This window comes from Flavobacterium sp. WC2509 (assembly GCF_052683105.1).
The window spans coordinates 294,667-315,996 of sequence record NZ_JBQZFG010000001.1; the positions used below are offsets into that span (position 1 = coordinate 294,667).

Genomic DNA, 21,330 nt, shown 5'->3' on the forward strand with positions numbered 1-21,330 from the left:
ATTTGATAATTATTAATAAATTGATTTAAAATTTTTCTTGTAGATAAAAAAGGGTTGTGGATATTGTATCATAAAGCTTTATGATTACACAACCACTAGAATATCAATAATGGTTGATTATTCTTCTCTTACCTTACGTGAAAAATAATTAAAACCATTTAGAAATATAAAATAGTTTATTTGTTTTACCTCACCCCGGCCCTCTCCAAAGGAGAGGGAGCAAGAATTGGATTACTTTATATTTCTAAATGGTATAAAACATTATTTTTTTTTCTTATACATAGAAGGTTTTTCTACGACAATTATTTTTTCACTAAATACCTTCTCATCTATATGAATATATACAATGTAAGTCCCTGAAGACAATCCTTGAATTTTTACCTCTTTCTCAAATATCGCATCCTTGATACTCTCACTGCTTTTATCTCTAATGAGCCTACCGCTTATATCTACTATCCGATAATAAAAACTCTTTCCGGCACAATCAAAAAATTTGATATTGAAATATGTTGTACATGGATTGGGATATAAGGTGTAGAGACGTGCCCAACTATATTCAAGTCCTTGATTTTCACAAGTTCCTATCTTAGACCAAATGGAACTATCTTGATCTGGTTGCTTGTTCGTATTAATTACCAAGGCTCTGTAAATACTATTCTGATAGATTACCTGATCTCCAATTAAATAATCAGTTGAAGCATTCCATACTTCACTTTTGCAATTTCTACCTATTATATTCAAACTTGCAAATGTATATTCGGTACCATTTTCAAGGACAGCAGCTGCTGTGAAATGATTGTCTCCCGAACTCATATTAGTAAGAGTAAATGAATAAGGAGACTTATTTAGTGTAGAAATTATCACCCCATTGTCTTTAATAATAATGGATTTTAATACCCTATCAGGATCAGTCACATTGAAATTGAACAAAATATCACTTCCACTATCTACCACCTGATCATTTACAGAAGGAGATATCATACTAACAATTGGCTTAGCTTTCACAACAATAGTTACAGGAGTCGAGCTGGTAACGTTTCCTGTATTGTCTGTGGCTTTTGCTACTATCTGATAAGTTCCGGCCGCTACATTGTTCCAAGTGTATGTATACGGACTGGTTGTTGATGTTGATAATAAAGTTGCTCCGTTATAGAATTCTACCTTAGAAATTGTTCCATCAGAATCAGCTGCTACAGCATTGATTGTAACACTTGCAGGAGCAATAAATGCTGTATTATTAGCAGGAGAAGTAACCCTTACCGTCGGAACTTGATTATTATTAACCACTACGTTTACCACTGATGATGTAGCTGTTGTATTTAAGTTATCATACGATTTTACCGTTAAAGCATAAGTTCCGGCTGCCACATTGTTCCAAGTGTATTTATATGGACTGGTTGTTGAAGTCGATAATAAAGTGGCTCCGTTATAGAATTCTACCTTAGAAATTGTTCCATCAGAATCGGCTGCTATAGCATTGATTGTAATGCTTGTGGGAGCAATAAATGTTGTATTATTAGCAGGCGAAGTGATGCTAGCCGAAGGAGATTGATTCACTGGTGTATTTACCGTAATTGCAATTGGAGAAGAAGCAGTAGATGTACCTCTATCATCATAGACTTTGGCGGTCAATGAGTAAGCACCTGCAGGAAGATTTGTTAAGTTACAAGTGTATGGAGTAGTGGTTGAAGTAGCAATTAAATTAATTCCATTATAGAATTCTACTCGGTTCACACTTCCATCTGTATCCGAAGCCGTAGCAGTAATAGTTACAAAAGCAGGGGCAGTATAGCTGCTGTTATTCGCTGGAGCAGTAATACTTACTGTAGGCGCATTGTTTACAATTACCGTAATCGAAGACGAAGTAGCGGTAGCATTATCATTATCATAAACCTTAGCAGTTAATATATAAGTACCCGCAGCCGCATTTGTCCAAGTATAAGTATACGGACTTGCAGTAACGGTTCCCAACAGTACAGCTCCATTATAGAATTCCACTTTGCTAATGTTTCCGTCGGCATCGTTAACGGTGGCTGTTATGGCGAAAGTGGCTGGAGCGGCATAAACTGCATTGTTGGCCGGAGCGGTAATATTTACTGTAGGTGGTTGGTTCACTCTGACTGATACTGCAGAAGAAGTGGTAGCAACATCATTATTATCGTAAGCTTTGACAATCAACGCGTACGTTCCTGCAGCCACATTGTTCCAAGTGTATGTATATGGATCGGTTATTGAAGTCGATAATAAAGTGGTTCCGTTATAGAATTCTACCTTAGAAATTGTTCCGTCAGAATCTTCTGCTAAAGCATCGATTGTAATACTTGCAGGAGCAATAAATACTGTATTATTAGCCGGAGAAATAATGCTAGCTGAAGGAGGTTGATTATTATTATTAACTATTACGTTTACCACAGGCGATGTAGCTGTTGCATTTAAGTCATCATACGATTTTGCAGTTATGGCATAAGTTCCAGCCGCCACATTGTTCCAAGTGTATGTATATGGACTGGTTGTTGAAGTCGATAATAAAGTTGTTCCGTTATAGAATTCCACCTTAGAAATTGTTCCATCAGAATCGGCTGCTACAGCATCGATTGTAATACTTGCAGGAGCAATAAATACTGTATTATTAGCCGGAGAAGTAATGCTTACCGTCGGAAATTGATTATTATTACTATTATTAACGACTACGTTTACCACAGACGATGTAGTTGCTGCATTTAAATTATCATACGATTTTACAGTTATAGCGTAACTTCCGGCCACAACATTGTCCCAACTGTATGTATACCTAGGACCTATTGAAGTCGATAATAAAGTTGTTCCGTTATAGAATTCTACCTTAGAAATTGTACCATCAGAATCTTCTGCCAAAGCATCGATTGTAATACTTGCAGGAGCAATAAATACTGTATTATTAGCCGGCGAAGTAATGCTAGCTGAAGGAGGTTGATTATTATTAACGACTACGTTTACCACAGACGATGTAGCTTCTGCATCGTTATCAAACGCTTTTACCATTATCTCGTAACTTCCGGCCGCCACATTGTTCCAAGTGTATGTATACGGACTAGTTGTTGAAGTCGATAATAAAGTTGTTCCATTATAGAATTCCACCTTAGAAATTGTTCCATCAGGGTCGGTTGCGTCAGCATTGATCGTAATAGTTGCAGGAGCAATAAATACAGCATTATTAGCAGGAGAAGTAATGCTAACCGAAGGAGATTGATTGACTAGTGTATTTACCTTAATTTCAATTGGATAAGAGATGGTAACAACATTATTATTATCATAAGCTTTGGCTATTAACGTGTAGGTTCCAGCAGCTACATTGTTCCAATTGAAAGTGTATGGACTTGCATAGGCTGTTGCCAATAGTGTAACACCATTATAGAATTCTACCTTAGAAATTGTTCCGTCAGAATCATTAGCCGTGGCTGATACGTCGAAAGTGGCTGGAGCAATATAGCTGCTATTATTCGCTGGATCAATAATACTTACTGTAGGAGGTTGGTTTACTCTGACCGAGACTGCAGAAGAAGTGGCAGCAACATCATTATTATCGTAAGCTTTAGCTGTTAATGTGTATGTTCCGGCGGCTACATTGTTCCAATTGAAAGTATACGGACTCGCATTAACTGTTCCCAATAGCGCAGTACCATTATAGAATTCTACTTTGCTTATGTTTCCATCGGTATCATTAGCTGTGGCTGATATAGCGAAAGTGGCTGGAGCAGTATAAATTGCATTGTTGGCTGGAGCAGTAATGCTTACTGTAGGTGGTTGGTTCACTCTGACTGATACTGCGGAAGAAGTCGTAACAGCTCCATCATTATCGTAAGCTCTGGCAGTCAGCGTGTATGTTCCTGCAGCTGCATTGCTCCAAGTGTATGCATACGGACTAGTTGTTGAAGTCGATAATAAAGTCGTTCCGTTATAGAATTCTACTTTGTCTATGTTTCCGTCTGTATCATTAGCTGTGGCTGATATAACGAAAGTGGCCGGAGCAATAAACATTGCATTGTTAGCCGGAGCGGTAATGCTTACAGTTGGAACATTATTATTATTATTTTTATCATTGACCGTAAAGTTCACGGGAGCTGAAGAAATAACCGCCCCGGTATTATCATAAGCTTTTGCTATCAGATTGTAAGTTCCAGCACCTACTCCTGTCCAGTTATAATTGTATGGGCTATTAGTAGCTGTACCAATTAAAGAAGCCCCTATATAGAATTCCACTTTGCTTACGGAACCAGTTACATTGGCGGCAATATTAATCGTTGCTGGAGCTAGATAAGCAGCGCCATTAGCCGGAGCAGTAATGGTTACCGTTGGAGGCGCACTGTCCAACCCGCAAAATTCTATTTCAGCTACATTACAAAAGCCACCCACTCCAGATAAATATCTCACATATCGGAAAGCAGTAGCATTGGAGACTGTTACCCCATTCCATCCCGAACTTGGAACAGAAGGGATGGTGTATAGATCCACAACCCCACTACTGAAATTAGCAACATTACTACCTTGAAATTTTCCGCCGTTCATTCTGTCTTCATAAGGTCCCCTTGGATAGAAACGTATTCCTTTAATAACTTTTGCAGTTCCAAGATCTAATCCAGTATAACCTGAACTACGTGAAGTAGCATCAAAGAAGGTACCTGTTTTACCATCAAATGCTTTATCATATTCAGAACCAGCAGCGTAAGGACTAGTTCCAAAAGGGGTGCCTGAAAGCGAAGTACAAGAGAAAACAACATTAACAGTTATAGGTGAGGAGTTTGCAGTCCCTCCGTTATTATCATAAGCCTTAGCTGTCAGCTTATAGGTGCCTATCGGCACGTTTGTCCAATTGTAACTGTATGGGCTGGTCGTTGAAGTTCCTAACAAAGTGCCGCCATTATAAAATTCCACTTTACTGATGGTGCCATCAGGGTCAGAAGCTGCTGCATAAATGTTAATAGTTGCAGGATTGGTATAGACAGCATAATCGTCAGGCGAAATAATTGAAACTGTTGGTTTTTGATTTCCTACTATGACGGTAATATTAGAGGAAACCGCTACAGCATTCAGATTATCATAAGCCTTGGCATTAAGCTGGTAAGTACCGGCAGGAACACCCGTCCAGTTAAACGAATACGGACTTGACGCAGCAGTACCAATCAAAGTCCCCCCTTGATAAAATTCAACCTTACTTATCGATCCATCCGGATCAGAAGCAGTTGCCGTAATATTTATATTCGCAGGAACAGCAGAATAAAGTGTATTATTGAGCGGAGCTGTAATGTTTACTGTTGGAAGCGCATTGGAAGCACAGAATTCAATTTCTGCCACATTACAATAACCGTTGGACGGGGATAAATATCTGTAATATCTGTAGGCAATACTGTTAGGTATGCTAACGTCTTGCCAAGCATAATTTGGCGCTGTTGGGATGGTGTATAAATCTACAACCCCACTACTGAAATTAGCAACATTACTACCTTGGAATTTTCCGCCAGCCATTCTTCCTGCATTTCCTGATCGTGGATAATATCTGATATTTGTAACGACCTTTGCAGCTCCAAGATCCAATCCGGTATAACCTGAATTAGCTGATTGAGCATCAAAAGCTGTATTTGTATCTCCGTCAAATGCTTTGTCAAATTCAGAACCTGCAGCATAACGAGTCGTACCAAAAGGTGTGCCTGTGGCTTTATTACAAACAAAATTAACCGTAATAGTTACTAAGTCAGAGCTTTTCTTATTTCCTAAATTATCATAAGCCACAGCAGTCAGAGCATAGGTTCCAGAGGATACTCCACTCCAGGAATAAGTATATGGAGAAGATGTACTTGTACCTATCAACGTAGTTCCATTATAGAATTCTACTTTAGTAATATTTCCTGAACTTGCGGAAGCTGCTGCACTGAGATTAATAGTCGCAGGTGCACTATATGTTGTATTGCTGGCAGGCGAAGTTATAGCTACCGTAATGTTACTAGGAGGAGGAACTAAGTCAGTCTGCCATGTTCCTCTTCCATAGTAATAAACATTCAATACACCTTTAGAAATACCATCATTATAAATATCCATATCGGTTATGCCGCAAATTATAGGAAGGCCTGCAGCGTAATTTATCCAAGATGGTTTGGTGTTGTCTTTATAATAAACGCCTAAGGCATAAGAAGCATAAATTGCCTCATTCGTACTTTTTTCATCAGCTACGAGCTCTACTACTTTTGCACCAGGAAATCCATTTGTAGCTTTCCAAGTTGCCCCTTTATCTGCAGAACGATAAATGCCTGACCCCTGCCCTAAGTAAATAACATCTGAATTAGGTATGGGAGCTATAGAACCGCTAGTTGCCGTAGCAGGAAGTGCTGTCTGAACAAAAGAAGCGGCAGTCATTGCATCGTCTGATCTGTATAATGCCGGTCCATCCGTAAAGACATATAACCGATCTGGATTGTCAGGATCTACCTTAAGATCTTTTGTCTTACCTAATGGTGTAGTATAAATAAGTGTCCAGGAAGGATTGGCTGACGTTAAATTAGTACAACGATAAATTTTTTGGGCACTAGCGTGATAACCAATATCCTTATTTCCCGGGATAAAAGTAAATTTCCCATACGATGGCAGTTCTGGAAGACCCGTAGACGAACTAGAACCCGAAGGATAGAAACGTCTTTCGGTAGTTGATTCAGCATAATAATAACCTGAGTAGTCAAACCACATAGATGGTCCATAGTCACCTCCTCTGTCATTATAAAAGGAGCCGTTATAGTAATAAAATCCACCATTATCCTGTGTACCTATATATCCTATGTTTCTATTCGCTTTAGAGATGGCACCATAATAAACTTCGGTGGCTGCTATACCATCAGACTTTGTAGCCCAATTTCCCGTTCCATTAGCTGTATTGCTCCAAACTCCGCCATCGTTGGCATTCCAAAGTTGACCGCTAACATAAGGATCAAATAAAATTTGATGCTGATCAGTATGAAGGTAGCCTGCCCAACTTTTTTGTTGCTGTACCCATGTGACACCTCCATCTGTAGAACGCCATATCAAGTGAGCACACAAATAAATCTCATTTGGATCAGCAGGATTGACATCTATATCAAAATTATAACCTCCCTGACCACCTCCAGTTGCAGAATATCCAGCAATACAATTCGTATCCGAAGCCGGACGCATGTTCGTAAAAGTACTTCCTCCGTCTGTAGATTTATAAATTTCCCCTATAGTATTAGCACCAACGTGTGCAACATAAACAACACTTGGATCAGCTTCACAAACTGATACTCTTGTCCCGTTAGCCCCAAATACAAAGGCAGGAGAAGTAATTTGAGTCCAAGTTTCTCCAGCATCAACGGAACGATAAAAACTTTTAGCAGCTGCTGCATAAACTATCTGACCGTTTGTGCCTGGCTTGTAACAGATATCCTGAAATTGAATGCCCGCAGCAGATTTTAAGACCCAATTAGCACCTGCGTCTGTTGATTTATATATACCATTATTCGTAGCGGCAATGATAGTATTGTTATCCGTAGGAAGAAAAATCATGTCGATAACCAGTCGGTTCCCCATTCCGGAATTAGATGCAGTCCAACTGGCTCCTCCATTGGTTGTCTTATAGACACCGACACCAGTACTGTAATAATTTGCATCACCTGTTCCCCAATAAATTACCTGATCGTTGGTAGGATTTACGGCTATAGAAGCAGATCCAGTTCTAGTGATCTGATCCGTTCCTAATACATTCCAGTTAAGGCCTTTATCATTACTCTGGTACAATCCTCCTGAAGCACTGGCAACATACATTTTGTTGGGATCAGTGGCGTGAAATTTAATCTGGGAACAACGTCCAATACCGTGTACCTGACCAATGGTTTTTTTTGGAAAGGGTATGGGGCCAATATTTTTCCAATTAGGAGTCTGGGCACTTGTAAGGTTAATGAAAAGGGATAATACTAGTGCTGCCGCAATACGTAGGTTTGTTTGCATAGGTTATATTTAAGGTTGCGGGGGAATTATTTTTTAGTATTTTGCCTGCTTTGTAATTCTTGCTGAACCAGCTGCTGAATTTCATCCTGAGTCATTACTCTTCCGTCAGCTTTTACAAAACCTTCGTTTTGGGTTTTCCAAAATTTGAATTTCTTAAAATCTTCGGCATACTTAAGCGATTCTTCTTTTAGTTCTTTATTGCTTTTAAAGAGTCTGGAAACAAATGATCTTTCTTCTAATTCTTCGAACGCTTCTTCTTCTCCCTCCATCAATTCGAGCGGATTGGGTTTTCCTTTCCAAAATTCATCAAAAGCTACATTAGTTTCATAGAAATTCGCATTAGGATCATTCATCATTTCTATCCACTTGGGACTATCGCGATACTCTTTCAATTTTTCTTTCCCAATCTGTGATTGTGCAATCGACAGTTGGAAAAAGAGTAACAATGGAAGCAATATAATAGTAGGTTTTCTCATTTTATAATAGATTTAGGATCGATTATTAACTTAAAGAATAATAAATGTATTAATTTATTTTTTTGGTAACCAGTGATATGCGTTAAAAAGCGCTTGTATTAAGTCGAAAACGTTATCGTAAGCCACGTTTATCTGTTTTAAAACTAATTGATTGCAACAGAAAGATTCGTATTTTAATAATGACTGCACCCGCTATCCGTTTTCAATACTTATGTGCCTTCCGATAGCTATCGGAACCAGAACATAAGTATTTCCACTTCTATCGGGGCTAATAAGAAAGATTTGATCTTTTCATAATGATTAAAAAAATAAAAAGCTACAATAATCGAGCTCAGATTATAAATAAAATTTAAGATTTACGCCTCCAAAGTAATAAGCTTTCGAAGGCCCTGGATTTACGTCGGTCGCGACGCCTGTTGGGTAGTTGCTGCCGTTGTCGTGGTCGTTTATGTTGTTTCCGAGGAACAGAAAGGTGTAATTAATTTGGTTTGTAAGGTTGTTTCCTGCCACATAAAGGTCAAGCATCAATTTGTGTTCAAAAAAGTCCCTTCGGTAGCCTATTTTTGAATTCAATTGGTCAAAACCTTTTACGGAATTGGTGTTTCCGAAATCAGTGTAAACGTTTCCGATATGATTGAAGGTATTGTTCCAATAGAGACCGTTTTCAGTTTCGAAGTCTATCCCCACAGTAAATTTCTGGTTCGGCACGCCCACAACCTTTTTTTGCGAATAATCCACCAATGCAGATCCGGTTTGAGTTTTGAAATCGGTATACTTGAAATTGTTGAAAGACATGCTGCCAAAAGGTTGAATTGATTTCAGAAAACTGCCTTGTTTCAATTCCAATAAATACCCAAGACTTGCTTCAATTCCTTTATTGCTTTGGTTTCCGGTATTGGCCCAATAAGTATAAGCAGCACCTCCCTGCGGATTGATCGCTGAAAGTTGAGTCAGTTTGTCGTCAATTTCCATATTGAATACGGCAAACTGGTAATCAAATTTGGTGTCGAACAACAAACCATGAGCGGAAAAGTCAATCATTCTTGCCTTTTCGGCTTTCAGATTATCATTAGTCTGATTGGTTGCCGCAATGTAAGAAGTAGCTGCCGTGGGACTGTTATACCCGTTGTTGTAGCTTAAATTGATGATATGGTTTTTGTTGATCGTCTTTTGGATGGCAACACGCGGATTGAAAGCCGTTCCGAATGATTTTGCAAATGACTGATCTACGTGACCATTAATCAATCCTGGTACTGCATACAGGTCTTTTCTGTTGAAATCCACGCTGTTTGCACTGATTCCGAAGATGAAAGAAAGATCAGCTGGCTTATAAGTGATGCGGTCATTTGCAAATCCAGTTAACTGATTGTTTTTGTATTGAAAGTAAGATGCCTTAGAGATATCGCTAACCAACAAAGGTTGGTTCGGGTCGGTTCCCAGGAATCTGTAGCTGGATGCTAAAGAGGTAGATTGTTGAATTTCTGTTCCAAAGTCTAAATCATTGTCCCAGTTTTTGTTAATGTTTTCTTTCCAGCTGAAAACAGAACGCAAGCCTTTATTGGGGTTCGTGCTTACACCGTAAGCTCCTGCCGAAATTGATTCCTGATCTGAATTATAATAGAAAAGGGTAGTGTTGTTTCTGAATTTTGAACTGAATTTGTTTTCATAAGAAACTCCAATTCGGGTCGACTTAATGCTTAAACCTGCATTTTTGCTGCTATAGGCGCTGTTACCCGGATCTTTGCCCGCATAATAATCGGCGTAAGAAATCTGTCCGGCAATCTGCTCATAAGAATCATTGTAGCTCATGTATAAGCCCATCTTTTCCTTAGCTGAAACGGCAAACTCGCCAAAGTAAGTTGCACTGGTTTTGGCGCTGGCTCCGTGTGGCCTGTATCCGTTTGATTCCAAATGAGTATAATTCAGAAACATCGAAGATTTGTCTTGTTTGTAATTGATCCTAGAAGAAGACTGAAACAAATTGAAGCTTCCGAAAGTGCTTTTTTGGTCAAAAGACAGTCCTTTTTCTTCGGGTGTTTTAAGGTAAAAACGAACTGTTCCTCCCACACCGGCTCCATATTCGCTTGCTGCGGGTCCTTTAATTACTTCAATATTATCCACAGTTGTGAAATCAATATCATCCAGAATCGTTACCCCGTCGGCGGTGGTTACCGGCATGTTGTTAAAGTAGACTTTAATTCCCCAATTGTTGAATTTCTGGTCGTTTCCATAACCTCTGATCACGATTCGTTGTCCTCCAAGCTGGGTTCTTTTGTCAACCTGAACTCCCGCCATGGTGTTTAAACTCTGCTCTATAAAAGCAGGGTTGTTTCTGTTTAGCTCGCTGTGAGTCAGTACTTCAGTACTTTGGGCATGTCTTTTAAACTCGTGTATCTCTTTTACATTCTTCTTTCTTCCTTTGATAGTAACATTTTCGAGTGGTGTTGTTGCTCTTATTGTTGCTGCTTCCTGCGAAAACAGTGCAGTAAAATTAAGGACGATGATAAGCATCACAATTTTGTACTTCATGGGTAGGTTTTTTTTTAAGATTTGTCTTAAGTGGGAAAATATGCTTGTTTGCTTTTATGGCCGCTAAGCTAATAAATTAAAGTAAACAAATAAACAATCGATTGGATCTCTAGTATTAATTCTATAGACACTTCCTGCCTCCTAAGAGATGGATTCATAGATGCCATAAACAAAAACGATCTTAATACTAGTGAGGGAGAGGGATGGGAGCAAGCTACCAGGTGGATTTGCTGAAGCAGGGCTTACACTCGCACTTGAGACATTTAGTTTAACGGTCGCAAAAGCCGAAAAATCTTCGGTGCTGGGGTTATCACAGTCCGCTGTATTTACAGCCGTTCCCGTTTCTGCTGAGGAAAAATTAATCTCGGCACAGCTGGAGAAGTTGCCTCCCGCGGCTTTAACTACAAGGCGCACGATAAAAGGTTTTACAATCGGATCGGCAGTCATGTCAATCGTTTTTACTGTATTTGTTAGAGTCCAGTTAATAGTACTTAACTTATTTACAAAAACGTCTGGAGCAGCTGCGGTGGCATAATAAACATCAACAATAGTCCAGATACCATTCGACTGCTGCTGTCTTGGTGTGTAGTCGATTTTGTTAATGCTTTTAGCTCCGGAAAAATAAAAATCAAGCGTATCAGGTATGGCATTTATAGACCAATCTGAGTGATACATGGAATTTAAATTACCATCATAAGCTTTCGTAATTTCGTTCCCATTTTGAGATGGTCTGTGAGAAAAGGCACCAGCAATAGTAACAGGATTTTGTGCGTTTGCCAAAACGGAAAACAACAACATCGGAAATAAATAGAATAGTTTTTTCATTTGATGTATAGATTTGGTTTAAAATAACAATACTAATTATAAGCCGTTGGGTTCAATTAAATACTTAGAAACCTAGATTCTATTAAAACAGCTTATATTTTTCCTTATTAAAATCATGTAGTTATATAGATGTCTTTTTTTCAGTATTATTTACTTTTGTTCCTTTAATTTCCCAGTCCTCAAACCAAACACTTTTTTGGGTGTTTGTTTTATCTGTTTCTGTGTTTTCAAAATTACTTGTTAGTAATAATTCTCCCATCAGCCAGTTTTTTGGGACATGTGTTTTGGAAATATTTGCTAAGACTTGTCCAGTTGAAATATCAATGGTAGAAAAATCAATAGTATAATTATTTTCAATTGGAGTAACGACAATTTTTAAATCCAATCCTTTTGCTAAAGAATTTATAACCTCTATGTTTTTATCATTAGGACTAGGCTCACCAATAAATAATGCTCCATTAGTACAAACTCCTATTTTTACACCATTATATTTTTTTTTATCTTTTGAACCGATACTAAATCCAGCCCAATTATCATTTCTGCTTGATAGTGATTGATTAAAAAAACCAACCCGAACGGTCATCTCTAAAGTTCCTTCATGAGTTCCCAATTCTCTTGTTAACAATTGCAGATTCCTGTTTTTATTACTGACCAGACATTCTACCCGATTATCAGAAACCTTCCAATCATTTAAAGGAACAGGGAGATATTCTGAACCTGCCAGAGAACCTGTTTCAATATCTTCAAAATCACTTTTAAATTTTACTGAATTTTCTCCTCTATAATCACAGCTAGACAGCATAATTGCCGCTAAAAAAATTACAATTTTATGTTGAGCCATATTATTTCTATTTAATTACTTATATACTTATTACGTTGCAATACGATTGCCAAAAACTATTTCCTTTTAATCCTGGCAATAGTTTATGCAATCAGTGCAAGACAAAATCTTCACCTCCATTTTTCAAGAAATCCTTCACTGCCTATGACAACTTTTACGATTCAATCTGTAAAATCCGTTTTTTAGCATTCGTGTTTTCTCCAAATGATACAATAGCGTTTTAGTATACAATAATTAAAGCAATATGCTCCTTTAGTATTGATTACTTTTTAGCAATTTTGGGTGAAAAAAATTATTAAAATTTTAAAAGATCGTTGAGTATATTGATCAATTCTACACTAAACTTAATGTTTGTTTTATGGTTCTTTTTTTTATCAAAACTCATAAACAAAAAAAGCCTTTGTATTTTTCTGACAATCTAATCAACAGATGTAAAAATACATTAGATTCTTTTTTTTGTAGAGGGGGTACCTATTCTTACAAGGGGGAATTATCGACCATTTTTGTTGTGTTTTATAAAACAAAAAAACTTAACTATCTAACCAACAGGTACATAAAAAAAAGAACAGCAGGAATATCCTGCTGTTCTTTTTTAAAACGAAGTGTTATTTTAAATTATAAGATTTAAACATCTTCATTCAAATCATTCTCCATATTATCTTTTAAATTTTCGGAATGTTTGGCACGATACTGAGAAGGCAATTCATTGAATAATTTTTGAAAACATGTTCTAAAATACTTCAAATCGTTAAAACCGAGATCGAAAGCAATTTCCGAAATACTCGATTGAGATTTTAAAATCAACTGGCCTGCTCTTTTCAGCTTTATGGTTCTTATAAATTCTGTTATGGATTGATCTGTCAACGCTTTCAATTTTCTGTATAACACGGAACGGCTCATACTCATTTCAGAGATAAAATCATCAATGCTGTACTCTGAATTGTAGATGTTTTTCTCTATTAAATCAATTGCCTTTTGCAAAAACAGTTCATCGGCAGAAGTTGCCGCTAACTCTTTTGGTTCAAGTATTGCTTCTTTCTTAAACTTCTGTATAAGAAACTTTCTTGATCTTATTATATTCTTTACTCGAATTTCCAGTATTTCCGCATCAAAAGGTTTTGTGATGTAAGCATCAGCCCCTGTTGTATATCCTGATTTTTGTGATTCTTCAGAAGTTTTAGCCGTTAAGAGTATTACCGGAATATGGCTGGTTAAAATATTGGTTTTAATCTTGGCACACAATTCAATACCATTCATTACCGGCATCATAACATCGCTAATAATTAAATCTATTACATTTTCATTTGCAATATCCAAACCCTCTTGTCCATTTTCAGCTTCATAAATAGTATAATCGGAGAAGATGCTCTTAATGAATGCCCTCAATTCATTGTTATCCTCAACCAATAATAATGTCGGACGTGATTTATCTGTATTTACCTCTTCTTCAACTATCTCATTGACCGGTGTGTTACTCAAATAATCAGGTTTACCTACATAATAGGAACTTTCATCATCAATAGCGTTATCTGAACCATACACAATTTGACTGTCATTCAAATGCTTAATTCCTAAAGGCAATAAAACAATGAATGAAGTACCCTCGCCTTCATTACTAACTGCCTTGATAATTCCTTTATGAAGTTTTACAATATTTTTTGTCAAGGCCAGACCAATTCCTGTCCCCAATCGTGCATTTTCTTCGTCATCTAACTGATAGAATAGATCAAAAATGAATTTATGTTTCTTTTCGGGAATTCCCTTTCCATTGTCCCGAATTACTAATTCCAGAAAATCTGTCAGCTTTCCTTTTTTATCTTTTTCAATTACAGTGGAAACCGAAATAGCTATTTCGCCCGAGTTTGGCGTGAATTTAAATGCGTTGGAAAGTAAATTATAAATTACTTTTTTCAGATTGATGGTATCAAACCAAACTTCAATATCCTGACTGGCTGCATGAAACGTATAATTGATTTCCTTTGCTTTCGCCAATTCATCAAACGATAATTTAATGTTTTCCACAAAAGGGACAATATTGTTTTTTGATGCTTTTATTTTCAGTTTACCGGATTCACTTTTTCTAAAATCGAGCAACTGATTTACCAACTGGAGTAGCACACTGGCATTCCTGTGCATATTCTCATGCTGTTCCTGTATAGCAGCATCTCCGGCTTTCTTTGCAATCATTCGCTCCAAAGGCCCCATAATAAGTGTTAACGGTGTGCGGAAATCATGAGAAATATTAGTGAATAACTGTAATTTCATTTGATTAATTTCTGCCATTTTTTCTTTTTCCAATCGTTCTCGCCTTAATTCATTTTTTTCATGAATTCTCAATAGGCTATACTTTCTAAAATTATATATAGATGCTGTAATAAGTATTAAATAAATAAGATAGGCCCACCAGGATCTCCATGGCGCCGGATATATTTTCACGTCGATGGCATCACCTTTTTCATTCCATAAACCATCATTGTTAGACGCCTTTATCTTAAAAACATAGTTACCCGCATCTATGTTGGTATAAGTTGCCGATTTTTTATTTCCGATATAATGCCAATCTTTATCAAACCCTTCCAACTTATAGGCATACTGATTTTTATTAGACTGTGAGTAACTTAGAGCCACAAAATTAAAACTGAAATCATTTTGATCATAATCCAGTTCTATCCTGTTCTCGGCCGTATCTTTTTCTAAAAAAGGCTTATTGTTTACAAAAACAGAAGTAATATAAACTGGAGGGGTATAGGCGTTTTCAACAATATTATTGGGGTTAAAAAAATTTATTCCATTTACCCCGCCAAACATCAAATCCCCATTTTTTAGTTTTAAAAAAGATCCGTCATTAAACTCGTTTCCTAGAAGCCCGTCTGAAATATCAAAATTTTTAAATTGATGCGATTTTAAATTAAAACGGCTTATGCCAAAATTGGATGTTATCCATAAATTATTATAATCATCTTCTAAAACTCCGGAAACAACTTCATTAGGCAATCCTTCGGCGATTCCATATTTTGTGCTCTTTTTTGAAACTGTATTATAATGATATAACCCATTTCCTCCGGTAGCAATCCAAATGTTTTTAGAAGCATCCTCATAGGCATAAGCCGTATTATTAGTATTATATAAATTTTTTTTAATCTTGTAAGGAACAGGCATTATTTTATGGGTTATGCAATTCACTTTGGCCAAACCTTTATTTCCTGCAATTAATATGATATTTTTGTTTGAGGTTTTTGTAATAGAATAAACCATATAACCAATCGCTTCGGATGGATCAGGAATCCTTTGTATGGCTTTTGAAACGGGATCCAGAACATTAATCCCTCCACCATCGGTACCAATCCAGATATTATTTTTGTAATCCTCAAATAATGAAATAACTCTGTTGTTACTTAAGCTGTTATTATCTCCAGCTATCTTTTTGTATTTTTTAAACTGAAAAGGTCTTTGGTTAGGGTTTAAAAAGTTAAGACCTCCATCATGTGTTCCAATCCAAAAGTTTCCGCCTCTCGTTTGAATCATGGATTTTACATTATCAGCACTTAGGCTATTAGAATCGTTCTCATTATGCTTGTAATACGAAAAAAGTCCTGTCTTTCTGTTCAAAAAATTGATCCCACCGCCTTCGGTTCCAATCCATAGATTTTGACTACCATCTTCAATTATAGAACTTACAACCTTGTAATTAAGTTTTGTGTTGTTTGTACCAGAAGAAAAGTTCTTAAATACATCATAACTTCGGTCGTAAAAATCAATTCCTCCGTAATAAGATCCTATCCAAATATCACCTTTGCTGTCTTCAAATATTTTATAAATGGAATTCTGACTGAGACTATTTGAATCGTTCTCATCGTGTCGAATATGTGTAATGGCACTTTTATCACTGTTAATTATATAAAGTCCATTGTAGGTACCCACCCAAAAATTACCTAAATAATCTTGTTCAATAGTCCTCACCTCATCAGTAATATTTAAGATATCTCCCGAGTGTATTACAAATTGCTCAAAAACATTCTTCTTTTTATTAAATAATGCTAATCCTCCCTTATAACCCAACCACAGATTTTTTTCTCTATCCTGGTAAATAGTCGAAAAATCAACAGCAATGTTTTTTGTGCCATTTTGAGCATAAAAATAATGGATTTTTATGTTCCTTTTCGGACTATAAAAATCCATTCCCATATTAGAACAAATCCAAAAATCGCCATCTTGGGTTTTTAATAAACTCATTACGTGGTTAACACTTGAATCAGTCTTTTTTGGTGTAACAATATAGCATTGTTCAAAAAGACCGCTTTTAGTATTAAATGTTTTCAAACCAAAATTTGTCCCTACCAACAAACAATCTTTGTTATATGTAGCAATAGTCCAAATTCCTTTATCAGATTCTTTTTCCTTTTTATCAATAGCTGTTGGGCTGTACCTTATAAAGCTCTCCTGATCTGAAATATATTTATTTAAACCATTATCGGTTCCTATCCATAAGTTATTGTTTTCATCTTCATATATTACCCTAATATAATTATTACTAAGACTACCGGAATCTTGTGAATTATAGCGGTAATTTTTAAAAGTATAACCGTCGTATCTATTTAATCCGTCTCTGGTTCCAAACCACAAAAAACCTTTGTGATCCTGAAAAACACACATTACGGAACTTTGAGACAAACCTTCTTTTACTGATAAATGCTTAAATTTTAAATTTTTAAAATTAGCTGAGCCTTGTCCAAAAATTGGGCATACGAGCAGATTAAAAAAAACAAATAATATGATACTTCTTAATTTCATGTTTGTAGGACTTATGCAAATAGAGGATGAAAAATAAAGAAAATTAATCTAATATTAAATAGATCATATAAGTATAAAGCTATTTTTCTTGTTTTTTTAATAGCTCAAAATCAATTCTAATTTATTTTTGTATTTGCTTATGAGTTTGTAAATACTAGTTGCAAATTTATTCAAAAAAAAATCTGATAAAATATATTTTATTAAATATTTTACTGCTTAAACATTTTTAAAGTTAAAATATTTTTAATTTGATTTTTTCATGCTTCTTATAAAGAACATCTTTCATATACTTACGAATTAAACTACTAATAAATTCATACGTTATTTCAGAAATTATACTAATATCAGTTATCCTAAAAGAAATCGTAAAATAGGAATTGAATCCTTTAAATTTTGTTCCTTTTGCAATTAACCGTTTTACATCATAGAAAAACAAAAAAACGATTAATGTTTCTTTCTACCTATATAAATGCTTTTTTACTAAAAACAGAGCGGTAATTTTTATTTTTATTCATTTTTATAACTAAATAGGACTGATTACCCCCCTTCAAAGAACTATTACCCCCACTTTATACGCTATCGTTATAACTAATTTTGGAACAGTTAAGAAAACTAATCTAACCATTTATTAAATGATTTAATCACTATGAAAAAAGAAAACAAATTTAATTACCAACATTCCATTAGTATTACCAAATACTTTTTAGTTGGTCTGTTTATGATTTTTGCTTCACATTTTGCGCAAGCACAGAGCAAAACGGTAAGTGGATTCGTAAGAGATGAAAACAAATCTCCAATTACTGGAGTGACCGTTACAGTTAAAGGTACCAAAACAGTAACTAGCACCGATTTTGATGGAAGCTATAAAATTGCTGCTTCTGCCAGCGACCAACTGGTGTTCTCATTTGTTGGTTTCAATACCAAAACTATATCAGTTGACACAAGAACCAAGATTGATGTATCTTTAGAAACATCAACTAGTAATCTAGAAGAAATTGTAGTAATTGGATACGGAACTGTAAAAAGAAAAGATTTAACGGGAGCTGTTTCCAGTGTATCTATGTCTGATTTAAGCAGAACTCCGATTCGTTCTTTCGATGATGCGTTAGCTGGACGTGTGGCTGGGGTTCAGGTAACATCAGCAGACGGTATGCCTGGTGCAGGTACCAATATTGTTATCAGGGGGAATAACTCGGTAACACAAGCTAATAGTCCTTTGTATGTTATTGATGGTTTTTTGGTTGAAGGAGCAAACAATAACGTAATCAATCCGGAGGATATCGCTTCTATAGACGTATTAAAAGATGCATCGGCAACCGCTATTTATGGTGCAAGAGGAGCTAATGGTGTTATCGTAATCCAAACTAAAAGAGGTAAGCAAGGGAAACCTGTTTTCTCTTTTTCTAGTTCCATTGGTGTTCAGGAAATTGCCAAAAAGATGGACATGATGAGTACCTATGATTTTGTGAAGTATCAATTAGAATATAACACTATAGGCAGTCCATCAAATCCTATTCCACCTGGAACTACAGTTTCTCCGATACCACCTTATAAACTCTATATTACAGATCCAGGGAAAACACTTGAAGATTATAGAAATGTACCAGCAACAGATTGGCAGGATTTATCAACCCGTACTGCTTTGTTCAAAAAGAATGATCTTTCTATATCAGGAGGAACCAAAAAAATCAAATATCTCGTTAGCGGATCAACTACTGATCAGGACGGTATTTTGTTAAATTCAAATTATACAAGATATCAGGGACGTGCCAATGTTGATTATCAAATTACTAATAAATTAAAAATTGGTGGTAATTCAAATTATAGCTATTTGAAACAAACAGGAATTGACCCAAGTGCAGCAATTTATAATGGATCAGCCAACGTGATGGTTTCTGTATGGGGAATGCGCCCATATTCGCCTAGTGTAGCAAATCCAGAGGACGAATTTATAGATCCGAATCTTAACTCAGGATTTGACTTAAGAGTAAACCCTGTCCTGAACCTTAAGAACACTTATAATGTAACTACTACGAACAATTTTTCTGTAAATGGATATCTTGAATATTTTATTACTAAAGAATTAAAATTGCGATCAACGTTGGGTTATGTTAGTAACAAAGTCGAAAAGGATGAATTCTATAATTCCTATACTGCATTAGGACGTCCAGGTAGTGCAAGTGGTGTTAATGGAAAAATGATGAATAATAATTATACCAACTGGCTGAATGAAAACACCCTAACCTGGGATAAAAGAATAAAAAAACACCATTTTGTTGTTTTAGGAGGTTTTACCAACCAAAAGCAAGAAAGTGAGTCTTATGGTAAGGCAGCAAACAAAATACCTGCTGCTAGTGAAGGCTTAATGTTTGATTCACTTGATTTAGGTACAGCTTTAAGAATTGATCCGGGTAATTCAGTTTGGACTATGGCTTCTTTTCTAGGAAGGGTAAATTATGATTATGCATCTAAATATTTCTTAACAGCTTCATACAGAGCTGATGGATCATCTAAATTCCCTTCAAGCAACCATTGGGGATATTTCCCATCAGGAGCCGTTTCCTGGAAATTTAGCGAAGAGAAGTTCATAAAAAATGAATACTTATCTGAAGGTAAATTGCGTGCAAGTTATGGACAAACTGGTAACAACCGTGTAGGTGATTTTGATTATCTTACCACTTATTATGATCCAGGAAACCCTTTTTACGGTACTTATGTATTCGACAACAATCATGTAACAGGAGCAACAGCTCAAAAACTTGGTAACTCTGATTTGAAGTGGGAAACTACCGAACAAATTGATGCAGGTCTGGATTTAGGCTTCTTTAAGCAAAGAATCACTTTTAGTGCAGATGTGTATAAAAAAACAACCAAAGATTTGTTACTTAAAACCAACCTTCCATTATCAACAGGATTCACCTCAGCATTCAAAAATATTGGTAGTGTAGAAAACAAAGGTTTGGAATTAACTTTAACAACAAAAAATATTGTTTCTAAAGATTTTAGCTGGACCACGAGTGCCAATATTTCCTTTAACAGAAATAAATTGTTGGCCTTGGCAGAAGGACAAAATAACTTGGAATCCGTTGTAAATTGGGATACGGATTATAAAGGAGTAAGTGCATATAATGCAGTTGTTGGCCAGCCTTTAGGGCAAATGTACGGATTTGAGTACGCTGGAACTTATAAATACCAGGATTTTACAGGTAGTGGTACAACAGCAGATCCTTACAAGTTAAAAGCAGGTCTTGCCAATAATGGAAATGTAAATGTTCAGCCAGGGGATGTAAAATATGTTGATCAAAATGGGGATAATACTATTACAGCAAAAGATTATACTACAATAGGAAATGGTAACCCACTTAATACAGGTGGATTTAGCAACAACTTTACATACAAAAACTTTGATTTAAACATTTTCTTCCAATGGTCATACGGTAACGATATTATAAACGCCAACCGTATTGTATTCGATGGTAATCAATTAGGAGCAGGAGCTGGACGTGAAGGCTTAAATCAATTTTCTAGCTATCAAGATCGTTGGACTCCGGAAAATCCAGATTCTGATGTTGTAAGAACAAAAGGTTTTGTTGGTACGCCTGTTGCCTATTCGTCAAGACTAGTTGAAGACGGTTCTTACTTGAGATTGAAAAATGTGGCAGTGGGATATAATTTTGATAAAAAATTTATTGAAAAAATGCACCTTAAATCGATGAGATTTTCATTATCAGCATCGAATATATATACCTGGACTAAATATAGCGGATCAGACCCTGAAGTAAATACTTACAATTCTGCTTTAACACCTGGATTTGATTATTCATCTTATCCTAGAGCACGTACTGTATTTTTTACAGCAAACATTTCCTTTTAACAACATTA

At 36.1% G+C, this 21,330-nt stretch carries 7 protein-coding genes; 1 reads left to right on the forward strand and 6 read right to left on the reverse strand.

All coding sequences use genetic code 11. The annotated features are described in order from the left end of the window. Positions 1-261: 261 nt before the first annotated feature. From ACUN3A_RS01150 to ACUN3A_RS01175, 6 genes are all read right to left on the reverse strand, one after another. Entirely contained in the window at positions 262-7,986 is a 7,725-nt protein-coding gene (locus ACUN3A_RS01150) for an Ig-like domain-containing protein (protein WP_445549515.1), read from the reverse strand. 26 nt (positions 7,987-8,012) lie between these two features. Then, positions 8,013-8,462, reverse strand: coding sequence for a hypothetical protein (locus tag ACUN3A_RS01155; protein WP_445549516.1), 450 nt, complete (start codon positions 8,460-8,462; stop codon positions 8,013-8,015). 336 nt (positions 8,463-8,798) lie between these two features. After that, positions 8,799-10,991: a TonB-dependent receptor gene (locus ACUN3A_RS01160; RefSeq protein WP_445549517.1), complete on the reverse strand. Its 2,193-nt coding sequence runs from the start codon at positions 10,989-10,991 to the stop codon at positions 8,799-8,801. A 141-nt stretch (positions 10,992-11,132) separates the two neighbouring features. After that, positions 11,133-11,816, reverse strand: coding sequence for a discoidin domain-containing protein (locus ACUN3A_RS01165; RefSeq protein WP_445549518.1), 684 nt, complete (start codon positions 11,814-11,816; stop codon positions 11,133-11,135). 121 nt (positions 11,817-11,937) lie between these two features. Further along, positions 11,938-12,657 carry a hypothetical protein gene (locus ACUN3A_RS01170; RefSeq protein ID WP_445549519.1) on the reverse strand — a complete coding sequence of 240 codons (720 nt, stop codon included), beginning with the start codon at positions 12,655-12,657 and terminating at the stop codon, positions 11,938-11,940. Positions 12,658-13,281: 624 nt separating this feature from the next. After that, on the reverse strand, positions 13,282-17,448 hold the full coding sequence (locus tag ACUN3A_RS01175; protein ID WP_445549520.1) for a hybrid sensor histidine kinase/response regulator transcription factor: 4,167 nt from the start codon (positions 17,446-17,448) through the stop codon (positions 13,282-13,284). A 646-nt stretch (positions 17,449-18,094) separates the two neighbouring features. On the opposite strand from ACUN3A_RS01175, the gene ACUN3A_RS01180 reads away from it, so the two are divergent. Beyond that, the gene (locus ACUN3A_RS01180) at positions 18,095-21,322 is read left to right on the forward strand and encodes a SusC/RagA family TonB-linked outer membrane protein (protein ID WP_445549521.1); all 3,228 of its coding nucleotides are present in this window, start codon (positions 18,095-18,097) and stop codon (positions 21,320-21,322) included. The last annotated feature ends 8 nt before the right edge of the window (positions 21,323-21,330 follow it).